Source organism: Acinetobacter calcoaceticus (genome assembly GCF_900520355.1).
GTDB lineage: Bacteria > Pseudomonadota > Gammaproteobacteria > Pseudomonadales > Moraxellaceae > Acinetobacter > Acinetobacter calcoaceticus_C.
The window spans coordinates 1,213,642-1,229,339 of the sequence record NZ_LS999521.1; the positions used below are offsets into that span (position 1 = coordinate 1,213,642).

Annotated in this window: 14 protein-coding genes; 8 read left to right on the top strand and 6 right to left on the bottom strand. The window is 38.9% G+C overall.

Annotated elements, in window-relative coordinates; translation table 11 throughout:
- Nucleotides 1-47 precede the first annotated feature (47 nt).
- Nucleotides 48-218: a hemin uptake protein HemP gene (gene hemP / locus AC2117_RS05720; protein WP_004643472.1), complete on the bottom strand. Its 171-nt coding sequence runs from the start codon at nt 216-218 to the stop codon at nt 48-50.
- 136 nt (nt 219-354) lie between these two features.
- On the opposite strand from hemP, the gene AC2117_RS05725 reads away from it, so the two are divergent.
- Nucleotides 355-1,254, top strand: a complete 900-nt coding sequence (locus tag AC2117_RS05725; protein ID WP_133972527.1) for a thiamine phosphate synthase — start codon at nt 355-357, stop codon at nt 1,252-1,254.
- A gap of 24 nt (nt 1,255-1,278) precedes the next feature.
- On the opposite strand, the gene AC2117_RS05730 is transcribed toward AC2117_RS05725, so the two are convergent.
- Both AC2117_RS05730 and mrcB read right to left on the bottom strand, forming a co-directional pair.
- Nucleotides 1,279-1,830, bottom strand: a complete 552-nt coding sequence (locus AC2117_RS05730) for a tetratricopeptide repeat protein (RefSeq protein ID WP_133972529.1) — start codon at nt 1,828-1,830, stop codon at nt 1,279-1,281.
- Between the two features lie 21 nt (nt 1,831-1,851).
- The gene (gene mrcB / locus AC2117_RS05735; RefSeq protein ID WP_133972531.1) at nt 1,852-4,248 is read right to left on the bottom strand and encodes a penicillin-binding protein 1B; all 2,397 of its coding nucleotides are present in this window, start codon (nt 4,246-4,248) and stop codon (nt 1,852-1,854) included.
- A 186-nt stretch (nt 4,249-4,434) separates the two neighbouring features.
- Between mrcB and AC2117_RS05740 the strand changes: the two genes are divergently transcribed.
- The 3 genes from AC2117_RS05740 (at nt 4,435) to AC2117_RS05750 (ending at nt 6,082) form a co-directional block, all read left to right on the top strand.
- Nucleotides 4,435-5,343: an NAD(+) kinase gene (locus AC2117_RS05740; protein WP_003650688.1), complete on the top strand. Its 909-nt coding sequence runs from the start codon at nt 4,435-4,437 to the stop codon at nt 5,341-5,343.
- A complete protein-coding gene (locus AC2117_RS05745; protein WP_133972533.1) occupies nt 5,340-5,612 on the top strand; it encodes a YeaC family protein in 273 nt (90 codons plus the stop codon). Before AC2117_RS05740 ends, AC2117_RS05745 begins: the two co-directional genes overlap by 4 nt.
- Nucleotides 5,613-5,674: 62 nt before the next feature.
- Entirely contained in the window at nt 5,675-6,082 is a 408-nt protein-coding gene (locus AC2117_RS05750) for a hypothetical protein (RefSeq protein ID WP_133972535.1), read from the top strand.
- Between the two features lie 38 nt (nt 6,083-6,120).
- Here the strand turns inward: AC2117_RS05750 and AC2117_RS05755 are convergent, their stop codons facing one another.
- A complete protein-coding gene (locus tag AC2117_RS05755) occupies nt 6,121-7,116 on the bottom strand; it encodes a glycosyl transferase family protein (protein WP_133972537.1) in 996 nt (331 codons plus the stop codon).
- 503 nt (nt 7,117-7,619) lie between these two features.
- Here AC2117_RS05755 and AC2117_RS05765 point away from each other — a divergent pair.
- On the top strand, nt 7,620-8,978 hold the full coding sequence (locus tag AC2117_RS05765) for a dicarboxylate/amino acid:cation symporter (RefSeq protein ID WP_133972539.1): 1,359 nt from the start codon (nt 7,620-7,622) through the stop codon (nt 8,976-8,978).
- Nucleotides 8,979-9,141: 163 nt separating this feature from the next.
- Nucleotides 9,142-10,287, top strand: a complete 1,146-nt coding sequence (locus AC2117_RS05770; protein WP_133972541.1) for an acyl-CoA dehydrogenase family protein — start codon at nt 9,142-9,144, stop codon at nt 10,285-10,287.
- 48 nt (nt 10,288-10,335) lie between these two features.
- On the opposite strand, the gene AC2117_RS05775 is transcribed toward AC2117_RS05770, so the two are convergent.
- Complete coding sequence (locus AC2117_RS05775) at nt 10,336-10,962, bottom strand: hypothetical protein (RefSeq protein WP_133972543.1); 627 nt, start codon at nt 10,960-10,962, stop codon at nt 10,336-10,338.
- A 107-nt stretch (nt 10,963-11,069) separates the two neighbouring features.
- On the bottom strand, nt 11,070-12,014 hold the full coding sequence (locus AC2117_RS05780; protein ID WP_133972545.1) for an alpha/beta hydrolase: 945 nt from the start codon (nt 12,012-12,014) through the stop codon (nt 11,070-11,072).
- Nucleotides 12,015-12,198: 184 nt separating this feature from the next.
- On the opposite strand from AC2117_RS05780, the gene pheA reads away from it, so the two are divergent.
- Both pheA and AC2117_RS05790 read left to right on the top strand, forming a co-directional pair.
- Nucleotides 12,199-13,308 carry a prephenate dehydratase gene (gene pheA, locus AC2117_RS05785; RefSeq protein ID WP_003650703.1) on the top strand — a complete coding sequence of 370 codons (1,110 nt, stop codon included), beginning with the start codon at nt 12,199-12,201 and terminating at the stop codon, nt 13,306-13,308.
- Between the two features lie 107 nt (nt 13,309-13,415).
- Entirely contained in the window at nt 13,416-15,662 is a 2,247-nt protein-coding gene (locus AC2117_RS05790) for a bifunctional prephenate dehydrogenase/3-phosphoshikimate 1-carboxyvinyltransferase (protein ID WP_197730993.1), read from the top strand.
- The last annotated feature ends 36 nt before the right edge of the window (nt 15,663-15,698 follow it).

The following is a 15,698-nucleotide window of genomic DNA, read 5'->3' on the forward strand; positions in this document are numbered from 1 at the left end:
TCCATTTTTTGTTTTCCCACGAATATTATTGAAACGCGAGTGTATTTTTATTTAGTTAAAATAAGACGGTTATTGCGAGTGAGGCGTAAACGATATTCCTCGCCAGCATGCATAATGCGGATTTCGCGGCCTAATGCAAAGAGGTTATTAGAATGTAACATTGGTAAGGCGTGAGCTGTTTCATTGTTACGAGTAAATAAGCTAAAAGGTGCGTTCATTTGTTGTGCTCCGTGGTATGTTCTTGAACGATTTAAATGATAATCATTATCGAATAGGTCTGTCAATAATATTTTAAAGATTTTATAAAATGATAAAATTTGCTTACACTTGAGAAAAGTTTTAGAGAGTAGAAAAATGCCTAAACCGATCGTTGATGTCGCAATAGCCATCTTAATTCATCGTGGAAAAATATTAGTTGGATGGCGCGAAGAGCAGCAACATCAAGGTGGAAAGCATGAGTTTCCTGGTGGAAAGGTTGAGCAGGGGGAAACACCCGAAGAAGCCTGTCGCCGTGAAATCTATGAAGAAGTCGGTATCGGTTTAAAAGATTGGCATCAGTTTGATTATATTCACCATGAGTATGACGACATTATTGTCAATTTACATTTATTCCATAGTTATGTGCCTGATGAATTATTAAATCTTATTCATCAACCATGGGGATGGTACACACGGGAACAGCTACTTCACTTAAACTTTCCAAAAGCCAATAAAGACATCATAAAGCGACTCTATTGGCCTCATCTCATCAAAATCAGCCATACGCTTACGCCTGTAGAGCGTAGCAATACTTTATTGTACTGGCGTATAGAAGATGAATCTGAGCAGCAATATATAAAGCAATTAAGTGCTTTAGATGAAAATCAGTTATCAAACTTAATTATTAATACAGATATTTGGCAGCAGTTGAGCCCTGAGTTAAAGAAACAGATTAAGACCGTTCATTTAAAACAATCTCAGCTCATGAATTTGCAGAAGGGCGATTTAACAGTAGGCGTACGCTATATTGCCGCTTGTCATGATGCGGTTTCTTTAAAGCAGGCTGAGCAGATTGGTTGTGATGCTGTTTTTATTAGTCCTATACAACCAACAGCAACTCATCCAGAAGCTGTGGCATTAGGGTGGGAACGCTTTGCTGATCTAGCCCAAAAAAGCCAGATTCCAGTTTTTGCATTGGGAGGAGTGCATCCTGATGATTTAGCCACTGCACAGCAGCATGGTGCATATGGCCTAGCAGGCATTCGTAATTTCTAATAAGAAAATAAAAAGCATTAAAAGCTAGAGAGCTTTTAATGCTTTTTGCGCTTCTTGAACAGTTTTTTGATTATTACGTTGTTGCCCAGCTTTTAAAATGGTCAACCAAAGCTGCTTTTTCATGGCCTGACTTTGGGCAAAACTTAAACCACGTCGTGCTAAAGACTCAGCATTAGAATATTGCTGTTTATGATTTGCTGTAAGGGCAAGAAATAAATAAGTCTCAGCTGCTTGTGGTGCTAAACGCTGTGCTTGAAGTGCATAGCTTTCAGCTTCTGACCATTGCTGATTTTTGTAAGCTTGTTGTGTCTTTTGCATTAACACTTTAAATGCAGGTAACTGACTTCCATCATCATTAAAGCGTTGAAGCTTCTTTTGCTGCGGAACAATAACCTGCAAGTTCTTGCGGTGAATTTCTGGATGCTCATAAGGTGTAATTTTTACACCCGATGGAGTTTCCGTATTTTTCTTCACTGGCGGGGTTGGTGTTTTCTCTTTGGAGTCAGAATGATCAGGCAAAGTTGTACAGCCAACCATAAGAACAGCACCAATATAAAAAACACCTTTCTTCAACATATCCTACTTTCCTGTTAACGCTTAGTTGTTATAACTACCACTTGAAATGACTCGTGAGTTGTTTGACAGATCTTGTTCCATCTGGCTTTCACTTTCACGAATATAACTGTCGGTATTATCATCCTGAGAGTCAAGCGTTGTGTTATCACTTTGTGGCGTATATGTTGGATCAACTTGATAATACGGCGCTCCACATGGCGTAGCACGATGTGGAACCGTGTGCGTTAGCATCGGAATATACATAGCACCATCACAAGCCTGCGCAGATAAATCACCTGATGCACGATCAATCCACTGCCACTGTACAGTGTCTGGCTGACGTATATTTACAGGAGTCTGACGTAATTGCTTCATCACATTAATCCATACGGGCAATGCACCAGATGAGCCCGTTAGGCCAGTAACTTTGTTGTCATCTAAACCTAACCACACGACAGCCACATGATTACCTGAGTAACCTGCAAACCATGAATCACGTGTGTCGTTAGTCGTACCTGATTTACCTGCCAATTTTAACGCTGGAGATAAGCTGCTATAAGCTGCACGACCAGTACCCGAAGACATCACCTGTTGTAGGCCATAATTCATAATATAGCCGACAGAAGGATCAATCGTTTGTTGAACATTAAGGCCATAACGGTCAAGCAAACGACCATTCGCGTCTACGACAGATCGAATTGCACGAGTTGGATATTTAAAACCACCTGTAGCGAAGTTCTCATAGATTCCGAGCACTTCCATTGGTGACATATTGACTGCCCCAAGGAAAATTGAAGGGTAGGCAGGAATTGTTGATTCAACACCAAACTTTCTTAAATTATTGCTAAATGTAGATAGACCAAATTCTTGACCCATGCGTACAGCAGATAGGTTATATGAATTTGCTAATGCTTCACTCAGGCTGACTACACCATGTCCACCACCACTGTAGTTTTTAGGAGTCCAGCTTTTTCCTCCATCTACAGGAACACTAATCGGCGCATCTTCAATTTGGCTTGCCCAGTTATAGCGTCCAGATTCAATAGCACTTAAATAAATCACAGGTTTCAATAAAGAACCGACTTGACGTTTCGCATCTAAAGCACGGTTAAAACCAGTGAAGTCTTGTGTAGAACCAACCGCTGCAACTAACTCGCCATTTTCAGGATGCGCAATCAGTACCGCGCCTTGTAAGTTTTTCAAACGCGCTGGATTACTGTTAGCCAAACGATCTACTGAAGCTTTAAATGCGTTTTGAACTTGAGTTTGAGTAATTGGATCTAAGGTCGTAAAAATACGTAATCCCTGATTGGTTAAATCACTTTCTTGATACTCTGTACGTAATTGACGACGGACAATATCTAAAAAGTCTGGGAATTTTGCAGGGCCTAAACTTGGTTTACTTAACACATTTAAAGGACGTGCAATTTCATCTTCATATTCGGCTTGAGTTAAATAACCCATCACACGCATATTATTTAACACGGTATCGCGGCGTTTTTTTGCACCTTCAGGGTTTTTCCAAGGGTTATATAAAGAAGGACCTTGAACCAAACCTACTAAATAAGCTTGTTGTGCAACACTAAGTTCACGTAGCGGTAAACCGAAATAAAATTGTGAAGCCAAACCATAGCCATTAATTGAATAGCTACCATTTTGACCAAGGTTTACTTCATTTAAATAGGCTTCTAAAATTTCATCTTTGCTGTAATGCAGTTCGATGAGTAAAGCCATTAACGCCTCATTAACTTTACGTTTTAATGTGCGTTCTGGAGTGAGATAGAAATTTTTAACTAATTGCTGAGTCAGGGTTGATCCACCTTGACGTTTTCCACCTGTGACATTACTGACCAATGCACGAGCCGTACCGCGAATTGAAATACCATGATGATGATAAAAATTACGGTCTTCTGTAGAAATTAAAGCTTCAATGAGTGGTTTAGGGACATTATTCAGTTTAATGAGTACACGATCTTCATTGTGTTGAGGATAAATTCCTCCAATGAGTAGCGGTTCTAAGCGCGCAACGCCTGTTGAAGAAGGTTTGGTACTTCGAACTTCAACAACTTGATCATTGGCAAAACTTAACTCTAGTACTTGCTCTGGTTCAACACTATCACCGTAGTCAAAACCACGTGTGTGGATATACATATTGCTGCCTTGAGCAACATAACTTCCAGACTTGTCATAATTACTTGAAGTTTTGTAACCCAATAGCTTTAATTCTTGAGTGAAATTTGCTTGAGAAATAGGCGCGTTGTTATAAATTTCCAAAGGTCGTGCAAACACTTTGGCAGGAATATCCCAACGCTGTCCTTCAAATTTTTCACGGATAATATTATCTAAACGAATCAGATAGATACTAAGAGCAATAAAAGCACCAATGATTAAAATCGAAAAGATTAGTGCAAAGAAACCGATACCACGTTCAAACTTCATAAAAATGAGATAAAAACCCTAACAATGCCTGTAATGATGCGATAGCTTGTCATCAATTTGCAATGATAAAACTGTGAATAATTGGAAAAGTTAGATTGAATTTTACAGCATCTTGTAGTTATGTTTTTTTAAATTAATCGGGTTAATGTTATTATAGGCGAGTATCGCAGCGGAGCTTACTCATTCGTGCAAATTTCACATAAGTCCTTCAGAAACGTCGGGTTAATCGGTCGACCAGATAAATCATCAGTTGTAGAAACACTATGTTTAATTCATGATCATTTGTTGAACTTAGGTTTGAACCCCATTTTTGATCAGGAAACAGCCGAATTAGTGCCTTATGATCATGCACAGATAGTAAGTCGCCATTTATTAGGTGAAGTTGCTGATTTAGTTATTGTGGTTGGAGGCGATGGTTCGCTACTCCATGCGGCGAGAGCGTTGGTCCGTTACAATACGCCTGTAATAGGCATCAACCGTGGACGACTAGGTTTTTTAACTGATATCAAACCTTCAGAAGCGATTTTTAAACTTGATCAAGTCCTTCAAGGGCATTTTCAACTTGATCGCCGTTTCTTACTTGAAATGGAAGTACGAACAAATGGCGAAGTTATTTATGATGCAATCGCTTTAAATGATGTTGTTTTGCATTCGGGTAAGTCCGTCCATATGATTGACTTTGAACTCAACATTGATGGTCAATATGTTTATCGTCAGCATAGTGATGGTTTAATTGTTTCTACTCCAACAGGATCAACTGCCTATGCTTTATCAGGTGGTGGACCAATTTTACATCCAAGTATGGATGCGATTGCATTAGTTCCAATGCATCCCCATACATTGTCATCACGTCCCATCGTAGTCGGCGGGCAAAGCGAAATTAAAATTGTTATTCGCGAAAATCGAGTTTTGCCGATGGTGAGTGCTGATGGACAACATAGTATATCGCTGAATGTCGGAGATAGTTTACACATCCGTAAACATCCATTTAAACTAAGTTTATTGCATCCACCAGGTTATGATTTCTATATGGCCTGCCGTACCAAACTTGGTTGGAACCAAGATTTTGAATCTTTTCAAAGAGATGAATCATGAATATTGAACAAATGCTATCTGTTTTAAACCCTGAAATTGTAGAGCGTTTAAAAACAGCAGTAGAAATTGGTAAATGGCCAAATGGCGTTGTTTTAACAAAAGAGCAGCGTGAAACTTGTATGCAAGCTGTCATCGCTTGGGAATTAAAGAACTTACCGGAAGAAGAACGTACTGGTTATATTGACCGCGGTAAGAAAGAAGAAGGTGAAGTTTGTGAAGATGATCATCACAAGCATGAGCCAGAATTTAAGCCAATTCGTTTTGTTTAATTTAAGAAGCTCAGTGATTACTGGGCTTTTTTTATGTTTATCAAAATATAATAAAGAATCCTATGAAACGTTTAAAACCTATTTACGTACTATTATTTCTAATATTGTTTAGTGGTGCTGCATTAGCCAAACAGCCAATTGAATGTTTACTCAACGTGAAGGTTGTTGCGAGTCGGAAATACACTCCACCTCAAGCTAAATATACAAGTATAAAGAACGACGGTTATCCCATGTTATTGATTGGGATTCAGGTGCTGGAGTCGCAAACAATACGAAGCTCCCAAAAGATCAAAGCGCATCATTTATATTGTAAGACACTTATTGGTCAACAACGAGATGCTTATCTTTCGGGTTCCTACGATTCTAATAAGATTACAATCAAAATAGGTGATCACTTGAAACTAAGAAATATTCATTCTTCAGGTCAGGAATATCCATTTTGGCCAGATTTTTATTATATTGAACCTTAAAACCAAGGCTATCCGATATAACCTTGGTCATTCATATATTAGAAACGACTATTCCATAATGCTTTTGCTTTCAGCATTGCCTCTTCAAAACTAGTAACAACTCCCATGGTATATAGTGCAATTCCGATGGTTTCTGTTACTGCCATTTCTCCATATTCATGATGCTGCTGACCTAACCATACTGCTTTAAAAGTTGCTAAATCTAATTCTTCTTCAGTTGGACTACGTTCAGGTGTGAGCTTTGGTAACTCATGTTCATAGAGTTCACCATTTTTAATGCCACAAATGAGTGTTTTGGCATCCGGATTTCGCTCAAATTCACCGCCTTCACCCTTAATGACTGCACTATTTTGATAGCCTAAGCGCAGTGCACTATGTTGATGGGAAGTTCTATAAGCTGGATGGAATATAGCTTGTAAGGTGACCTTTGCATTAAAAGGATTTATTAAGCGGGCTAAAGTATGAATAGGCGAACGTAATCCCATCACATTTCTCAAGGAAATCAGTTCACTTAAAACAGGTGAAATCACGTCTAATGGTAAGTATGCGAAATTTTGCTCTGTTAGATGTGTACGAACGTCTTGTTCTGAATGACAAATTGGATAATCAAGATATTCTAAAACCTGCTCGGTATAAACTCGATTCAGTGTGTGACCTGATGCGCCGTGCATGACAATTTTATAACCGTGCTGTGCAAGGGTGAGGGCTGCTAACAAAAACCATGGGTAGTGTTTACGTTTACCTGCATAGGATGACCAGTCTAGATCGACATCTAAAGGCTTAAAATTAAGCTGGTCTCTAGTCGCTTGAACAAATCCCGCGAGTTCATCAATAGATTCTTCTTTAACCCGAAGCAGCATTAAAAAAGCGCCTAACTGCACATCAAGCACTTCACCTTTTAAAATCATGGTAAATGCCTGATAAGCTTCTTCATAGCTTAAAGAGCGTGAACCACTTTTTCCTTTCCCTAAAATACGGACATATTGAGCAAAGGGGTGTTCAGCATCTTTATAAATATTACGTTTAGTATTCATCATAGTTCAAAAGCAATAAAAATGTGGGATGTAGGCAGCTCAAAATGAAATGTCCACAAGTGTTTAATCAATATGACATAAAAAACCGCTGAAAAAATATCAAAAGTGTTTCTTATACTAAAGTCTTAGAGCTTCCTGAGTGTTTTTTGTGCGTATTAGCCAAAAAATTAACCGAATTGTTATTTAATTCGAGTAAACTTTCTTGTGCTTTTTTGAGCACTCATATCATAATTTTCTGTGATTCTCCTATATCTTCAGCTTTTTATTGAAAGAGTAAGAGGTTATTTCTAACTACTCAAAGTGGTTAGAAACTTTAGGTATTCTCCTGTTTTAGAAAACAACTTTTTTGTTTTCATTGAGGTAGTAGGAAGGTTTTTTGTTTACAAAGAACCGTTTCCCTTTTGCGGTGTTCATGTGAAAGGTTAGGGCTGTGTATTCGTAAAGAATAGACGTTTCATTTTGGTATTTCCAACGGACTTGGAAATATAGATTGAAGTAAAGTTATGGCTAAAAAACCGATTTATAAATCACTTTATTTTCAAGTGATTGTTGCGATTATTGCGGGTGTTTTGGTAGGGCATTTTTCCCCAAGCACAACGCAAATTGTCAATGGTGTCGAACAACATATCCCAGGTTTAGGTGAGCAACTCAAGCCATTAGGTGATGCCTTTATTCGTTTGATCAAGATGATCATTGCCCCTGTTATTTTCTGTACCGTGGTAAGCGGTATTGCTGGCATGGAAAGCATGAAGTCAGTCGGGAAAACGGGCGGCGTTGCATTATTATACTTTGAGATCGTTTCAACAGTTGCACTTCTGATTGGCCTTGTTGTAATTAACATTGCTAAACCAGGTGTAGGAATGAATATCGATCCTACAACGCTAGACACCTCGGGCATTCAAAAATACGTCAGTTCTGGTGAGTCACAATCTACCATTGATTTCTTAATGCACATTATTCCAGATACGGTTGTTGGTGCATTTGCAAATGGTGAAATCTTACAAGTCCTTCTTTTTGCAATTCTCTTTGGGTTTGCTTTACATAAGTTAGGTGATGCTGGACGTCCAGTTTTAAAATTTATTGATCAAGTTGCACATGTGTTCTTTAACATTGTGAATATGATCATGAAACTGGCTCCGATTGGTGCATTTGGTGCGATGGCATTCACCATCGGTAAATATGGCGTTGGTTCACTCGTACAATTAGGGCAATTAATTCTCTGTTTCTATATTACATGTTTACTCTTTATCTTCTTGATCTTGGGTACAATCAGCCGTATTAGTGGATTCAGTATCCTCAAGATGATTCGCCTGATTCGTGAAGAGCTATTAATTGTACTTGGTACATCTTCTTCTGAATCTGTTCTGCCGCGTATGTTACGTAAACTTGAAATTGCAGGTTGTGAAAAATCAGTCGTCGGTTTAGTCATTCCAACAGGTTATTCATTTAATCTTGATGGCACGTCAATTTATTTGACCATGGCTGCAATCTTTATTGCTCAGGCAACGAATACACAGCTTGATATTCAACATCAGATCACTTTATTGCTGGTTCTCTTAATTTCATCTAAGGGTGCTGCAGGTGTAACGGGCTCTGGCTTTATTGTGATGGCAGCAACTTTATCTGCTGTAGGACATATTCCAGTTGCAGGTTTGGCATTGATTTTAGGTATTGATCGGTTCATGTCAGAAGCCCGTGCTTTAACCAACCTTGTTGGTAACTCTTTAGCAACGATTGTGGTTGCTAAATGGGTCGGCGCTTTAGATAAAGATAAGCTCAACGATGCCTTAAATAATCCTGATGAAGTCGACAGAAAAATGATGGAACCAAAAACTCCTCAAGTCGCTGAAGGTCTAGATTAATTCAAATAAACCTATATAAAAAAGGAAGCTAAAGCTTCCTTTTTTATTGGCTGACTGAAAAGTACAGTTTTAATGAGCGGCTATGCCATGACAGTGGCTAAAAAAATGATTAGCATGCACAACAACGAGATTCGATAAAACAATAAAGCTGAAGGAAAATATTATGTTGGCATACGATGCAGATTTAGAATTATTCCGTGATAATTTTAAACGTTTTATGAGTGAGCATATTGCGCCTCACTACGACCAATGGGAACGCGAAGGAATCATGCCTCGTTCAGTTTGGAATCAACTGGGTGAAAATGGCTATTTATGCGTGGATATTCCAGAAGAATATGGTGGTTATGGAGTTCCAACATACTATTCGTTAATGCTCGTTGAAGAGTCTGCACGTGCTGGTTTTTGTGCATTATCAACAGCCATTTCTTGCCACTCTGAAATTGCTGCACCCTATATTCTACATATTGGGACAGAAGAGCAAAAACAATACTGGCTACCGAAAATGGTAACAGGTGAAGTCGTTGGTGCAATTGGTATGACTGAGCCAGGAGCAGGTTCGGATTTACAATCAATGCGTACCAGTGCCATCTTGCAAGACGATCATTATTTATTAAATGGTTCAAAAACATTTATTTCAAATGGACAACATGCTGATCTTGTTGTACTTGCAGTAAAAACAGATCCTCAAGCGCGTGCAAAAGGTGTTTCATTATTATTAGCTGACACTCACTTAGAAGGCTTTAAAAAAGGAACCAACCTCGACAAAATTGGCCTACATTCTCAAGATACCTCTGAGTTGTTTTTTGACAATGTGAAAGTACCGAAAGACCAGTTGCTTGGTCAAGCGGGGCAGGGTTTTACTTATTTAATGCAAGAATTACCACGTGAACGTACTGCCATTGCATCTACTGCAATTGGGGCAATTCGCGGCGCAATTGATTTGGCAACAGCGTATGTAAAAGAACGCCAAGCATTTGGTCAACCCATTTCACAATTCCAAAATACCCGTTTTGTTTTGGCACAAGCAAAAATTGATGAGCTTGCTACAGCTGCTTTTTATGAAAGAAACGTTGCTTTATATCAAGAAGGCAAACTTGATGTTGAAACGGCTGCGGCATTGAAAAGTTTCAGTAGCGATATGCAAATGAAAGTCGCAGATAATTTGCTCCAACTTTTTGGTGGTTATGGCTATATGACCGAATATCCAATTTCACGTTTCTTTGTAGATGCTCGTATTCAACGTATTTACGGTGGTACAAACGAGATTATGAAAGAAATCGTAGCACGTGGATTAATTGGTAAAGCCTAATTAAATAGATTTAAAAAAAAGCCTGCCTTCGAGTAGGCTGTTTTTTTACTATTTGGCAGGCCGATGAAGTACAGGATAGTTTTGTTGTTTCGGTAGTTGGTGTAATGCATGATTAATCTTTCTTAAAAACTCATCGGCTTCATCTTGACGAACTGAATCTTCGGTGTAGGTGCTACGCTTTTGAATATTGACACTACAACCAATTATTTCCATATTTTCAGGATTAAAAGTCCAGTCATTTGGATTCTTTAAATTAATATTTAAATCGCTTTCACAGCTTTTCCATAAACGTAAAAACTCATTTGATAATTCTGTTCTAAATCCTCGTACTGGATAAACCGAAAATCCTTTCATCTCGGGATTGGCAAATTGCACAAACATGTCTACAGGCATACCACCCCAAACGATTGCAGTATGTTCTGGTAAAGTGATGCTAGTTAAATTTTTCTCTTTTAATGCATGCGCTTGTTCATATTCCTGCTTAAAATGTTGTGATTGATAAGTGAGTTTGGTTTTAGGCGGTAAAGTAATACCTCGGATTTGATTGCTCACAGAAGTGATATAGTACGGGGAACGATCACTACCATTACAACCCGCAAGTGTTGAACATCCCCCACAGGCAGTTAAGCTAATACTCATAAAACTTAGCAGACCTAAAACAATAATTTTATTCATTCTATTTTACTGTTGTTATGACATCTTTAAGCAGTATAACCAATCTATGCTTTGATAGATCTATCTTTAAGAGAGGGGGGCATGCTTCTCTTTAATTTAGGTATGTTTTATTTAGCAGCTTGCTTTGTAGGCTCATCAAATAAAGATTTACAGCTTTCTAAGTTTTGGCACGAAGCAAACATAAGTGCTTTCGGTAAGCTACTATATAAATTAGTAATATGCTGTTCAGCAGGATTGTAAAAATGCCAATAAGTAAATTGATCTGAACGTTTATTTTCAAGAGCTTTAAAGAAATCTGTTTCATTAAACGTATTAGTAAGTTGAGTGCGAGGCCCGCCTTGTTCGTGTGTACCGACTGTGGTCATGAGCATTGGCGCTGTGAGTGGTTTTTGAGTTTGCCATTGATTCAACTTTTGAAATAGCATGCCTTGATCAAACCAGAGAGATGGGCTTGCAGCAAAGTAACGCTGGAACGCAGCAGGCTTTTGAAAAAAATGATAAAGCACAAATAAGCCGCCAAAAGAATGTCCATATAGGCTCTGTTGTTGGCTATTCATTGGAAACTGTTTGGCGATTTCTGGTTTGAGCTCATCGTTTAAAAATGCGATGAACTGGTCAGCACCACCATATTTATATTTACCTTGTGCCTGAAATTCAGCAGAAGGTTTTGGCGTGTAATCATAAGCACGTTTTTGTGCATCAAAAGTTTTTTGTTTAGGGTAACCGACCGCGACGATCATCAGCGGGCCTAAACCTAATTTTGTAGAACCAGTGCCAATAGATTGAGCGATATTGACTGCACTTGGAAAGGTTGCATTTCCATCTAAAATATAAAGTACCGGATAACCATGTTGTGGTGGGGCAACGGGTGGTTTATAGATTTGAATTAAATAATCATGGCCTGTATTTTTAGATTTAATTTGAAATTGTGCCTGATTATTTTGAAAAACGATTTTTGATTGATTTTGTATAGGATTTTGAGCTAAAGCAGCACAACTTATTAAAGAGCTCAGAAGAAAACAGCAAGGTAAAAAGAAAAATGAGTTATGCATAATGGACAATAGTAAAATTTATAACACAAATGATAAATGAAAATCATTATCAAATAAAGTGATCAAAGAAATGTGAGCAAAAAGGTTAATGAAAAAAGCTCTTACAGCCATATTGCCTAACAAATCAAAGCAGACTATTGTTATACTCTCGTTTAAAAGATGATTTTACTGAGGCTGCATTCTAATGATCAACGATGATCAAAACAAAACGACTTCTCTTAGTTTAGAACAAATTCGCGAAGATATTGATAGCGTAGATCAACAGATTCAAGAATTATTAAATCGACGCGCAAGCCTTGCTGAAGCTGTTGCAAAAGCTAAATTTGCTTCTGAAGAGAATCCTTTGTTTTATCGTCCTGAGCGTGAAGCGCAGGTATTACGTAAAGTCATGGAGCGCAACCAAGGTCCTTTGTCTGATGTAACCATGGCGCGTTTGTTCCGTGAAATTATGTCTGCTTGCCTTGCTTTAGAAGCGCCGCAAAGTATTGCATTTTTAGGACCAGAAGGGACTTTTACTCAGTCTGCTGTGCTTAAGCATTTTGGTAAAGATGCGGTTGTACGTCCACTTCCAACCATTGATGAAGTCTTCCGTGAAGTGGAAGCAGGCAGTGCACATTACGGTGTGGTTCCAGTCGAGAACTCATCTGAAGGTGTTGTGAACCATACTTTAGATTGCTTCAAAACATCGAATTTAAATGTGATTGGTGAAGTTGAATTACGTATTCATCATCAATTTCTTGTTTCTGAAAATACACGTAAAGACAGTATTAAGCAGATTTATGCTCATCAACAAACTTTGGCTCAATGTCGCCAATGGTTAGATGCGCATTATCCGGGTGTTGAGCGCGTTGCTTTAAACTCAAATGCAGAAGCTGCACGTCGTATTCGTAATGAATGGCATTCGGCAGCGATTGCATCTGATATTGCAGCAGGCATGTATAACCTTGAAATCTTACATAGCAATATTGAAGATAATCCGGAAAACACAACACGATTCTTAGTCATTGGCCGTGAAAAAATTCCACAAAGTGGCAATGATAAAACATCGTTATTGATTTCAGCGCATGACCGTGCGGGTGCTTTATTAGAAATTTTAGCGCCATTTGCAAAACATAATATTAGCTTAACAAGTATTGAGACTCGTCCAGCATTACCTGAAAAATGGGCATATGTATTCTTTATCGATTTAGAAGGGCATATCGAACAAGAGAATGTTGCTGCTGCGATTAATGATATTCGCCCAATGGTGAAAGAGATCCGTATTTTAGGTTCTTATCCTGCCGCTGTTCTGTAATCACTTATGTTGGAATAATGACATGCATGAAGATAAGCATGTCATTATGCTTAAAAACAAATTGCTCAATGGTTTAAATATCTTTGAGCAAAAGCAAAGTTGAAGTTATGTCACAACCCCTATTTAAAAAAGTTGCATTTATTGGTTTAGGACTCATCGGGTCGAGTTTAGCTCGTGTTATTGTTGCAGAAAAGTTGGCGACAACTATTGTGGCATCTACACGCTCACATAAAACTTTAGAAGATGCAAAATCACTTGGTTTAATACACGAAGGATTTTCTGATCCGGTTGAAGCCGTGAAAGGGGCAGATTTAGTCGTTTTAGCCTTGCCAGTGCGTGCTACACAAAAAGTGCTTGAGCAAATTAAACCTTATTTGTCGGCAACCACAATTTTAACCGATGTAGGAAGCACAAAAGGTAATGTCGTTGATGCAGCGAAAGCTGTATTTGGTGAAGATTTACCAGAAGGTTTTGTACCGGGGCATCCTATTGCGGGTAGTGAACACACAGGTGTTCACGCGGGTAAAGTTGACTTATTTGCAAATCATAAAGTGATTTTAACGCCGTTACCAACAAGTGCAGAATGGGCTGTTAATAAACTGATTCAACTTTGGTCGGCAGCAAAAGCTGAAGTCATTTGTATGGATGTTGCCAAGCATGATGAAGTGCTGGCACATACGAGTCATCTACCACATTTAATGGCATTTAATCTGGTCGAGCAACTTGCGAACCGTGAAGATAATCTCGATATTTTCCGTTATGCAGCAGGTGGTTTTCGTGACTTTTCGCGGATTGCTGCCAGTGATCCACAAATGTGGCATGACATTTTCTTTGCCAATAAAACAGCCATATTAAATGCTGTAGATGGTTTTGAAAAACAGCTTACAGTACTTAGAAAATTGATTGAAAACGAAGATTCTCATGCATTAATGGGTTTACTCGGCCATGCTCAAGCAGCACGTCAGCACTTCAATCATATGTTAGCCAAAAAACCTTTAATGGAGAAAAATAAGGTGACACAGCAATTCAGTATCTTACCGGGAAATAAAACTTTTAAAGGTAAATTTACCGTACCGGGTGACAAATCTGTGTCACATCGCTCCATTATGTTTGGTGCTATTGCCGAAGGCACTACTCATGTCACTGGCTTCCTTGAAGGTGAAGATGCATTAGCAACTTTGCAAGCTTTCCGTGATATGGGAGTAAGTATTGAAGGTCCTAACAATGGTGAAGTGACTATTCATGGTGTAGGCATGCATGGTTTAAAAGCACCAGTAAGTGCTTTATATATGGGCAACTCTGGAACAAGCATGCGTTTGCTTTCAGGTATGTTATCAGCTCAAAAGTTTGATTCTGTCATGACAGGTGATGCTTCACTTTCTAAACGTCCAATGGAGCGTATTGCTAAACCATTGCGTTTAATGGGCGCACAAATTCGAACTACGGGTGAAAAAGGTACACCACCTGTCAGCATTACTGGCGGTCAACAATTAAAAGCGATTCAATACGATTTACCAATGGCATCTGCTCAAGTGAAGTCTGGTATTTTACTGGCTGGCTTATGGGCTGAAGGTGAAATTTCTGTGACAGAACCAGAGCCAACACGTGACCATACTGAACGTATGCTTCGTGCATTTGGTTATGATGTTAAAACTGAAGGCAACAAAATTTCTCTAGTTGGTGGCGGCAAATTAGTAGGTACTGATATTCAAGTACCATCGGATATTTCATCTGCTGCTTTCTTTATGGTGGGTGCTGCAATTACTGAAGGTGCAGACGTTGTGCTTGAAGCAGTAGGGATTAACCCAACGCGTACTGGCGTAATCGAAATTTTAAAACAAATGGGTGCTGACCTAACTGTTGAAAATGAGCGTATTGCAGGCGGTGAACCTATTGCTGATATTCATATTAAAGGCTCGCGTACACTTAAAGGCATTCATATGCCAGAAGACCAAGTGCCTTTAGCAATCGATGAATTCCCAGCATTATTTATTGCAGCAGCTTGTGCTGAAGGACAGACCGTATTAACTGGCGCAGCAGAGCTTCGCGTGAAAGAGTCTGACCGCATTCAAGTGATGGCAGATGGCTTAAAAATTATGGGTATTGATTGCACACCAACTGAAGATGGCATCATTATTGAAGGCAAGGGTAAGTCTGGCGATTGGTCACCAATCTTTACAGGTGGTGAAGTTGAATCACACCATGACCATCGTATTGCCATGAGCTTTAGTATGGCAGGCCTTCGTAATTCTGGTCCGATTACGATTCAGGGTACGGAAACAGTTGCGACAAGCTTCCCAACTTTTACTGAGTTGGCGAATCGTGCAGGCTTAACGATTGAAGTTAGCCAATAACTTTTTACCTAACACATTTTATAATTGCTAACACAA

What these genes read in the sequence shown, in the direction of transcription:
- AC2117_RS05770 (WP_133972541.1), top strand. Translation starts at nt 9,142, where the DNA reads ATGTTGGCATACGATGCAGATTTAGAATTATTCCGTGATAATTTTAAA.
- mrcB (WP_133972531.1), bottom strand. Translation starts at nt 4,248, where the DNA reads ATGAAGTTTGAACGTGGTATCGGTTTCTTTGCACTAATCTTTTCGATT.
- AC2117_RS05755 (WP_133972537.1), bottom strand. Translation starts at nt 7,116, where the DNA reads ATGAATACTAAACGTAATATTTATAAAGATGCTGAACACCCCTTTGCT.
- AC2117_RS05775 (WP_133972543.1), bottom strand. Translation starts at nt 10,962, where the DNA reads ATGAATAAAATTATTGTTTTAGGTCTGCTAAGTTTTATGAGTATTAGC.
- AC2117_RS05745 (WP_133972533.1), top strand. Translation starts at nt 5,340, where the DNA reads ATGAATATTGAACAAATGCTATCTGTTTTAAACCCTGAAATTGTAGAG.
- AC2117_RS05730 (WP_133972529.1), bottom strand. Translation starts at nt 1,830, where the DNA reads ATGTTGAAGAAAGGTGTTTTTTATATTGGTGCTGTTCTTATGGTTGGC.
- hemP (WP_004643472.1), bottom strand. Translation starts at nt 218, where the DNA reads ATGAACGCACCTTTTAGCTTATTTACTCGTAACAATGAAACAGCTCAC.
- AC2117_RS05750 (WP_133972535.1), top strand. Translation starts at nt 5,675, where the DNA reads ATGAAACGTTTAAAACCTATTTACGTACTATTATTTCTAATATTGTTT.
- AC2117_RS05780 (WP_133972545.1), bottom strand. Translation starts at nt 12,014, where the DNA reads ATGCATAACTCATTTTTCTTTTTACCTTGCTGTTTTCTTCTGAGCTCT.
- AC2117_RS05765 (WP_133972539.1), top strand. Translation starts at nt 7,620, where the DNA reads ATGGCTAAAAAACCGATTTATAAATCACTTTATTTTCAAGTGATTGTT.
- AC2117_RS05790 (WP_197730993.1), top strand. Translation starts at nt 13,416, where the DNA reads ATGTCACAACCCCTATTTAAAAAAGTTGCATTTATTGGTTTAGGACTC.
- AC2117_RS05725 (WP_133972527.1), top strand. Translation starts at nt 355, where the DNA reads ATGCCTAAACCGATCGTTGATGTCGCAATAGCCATCTTAATTCATCGT.
- pheA (WP_003650703.1), top strand. Translation starts at nt 12,199, where the DNA reads ATGATCAACGATGATCAAAACAAAACGACTTCTCTTAGTTTAGAACAA.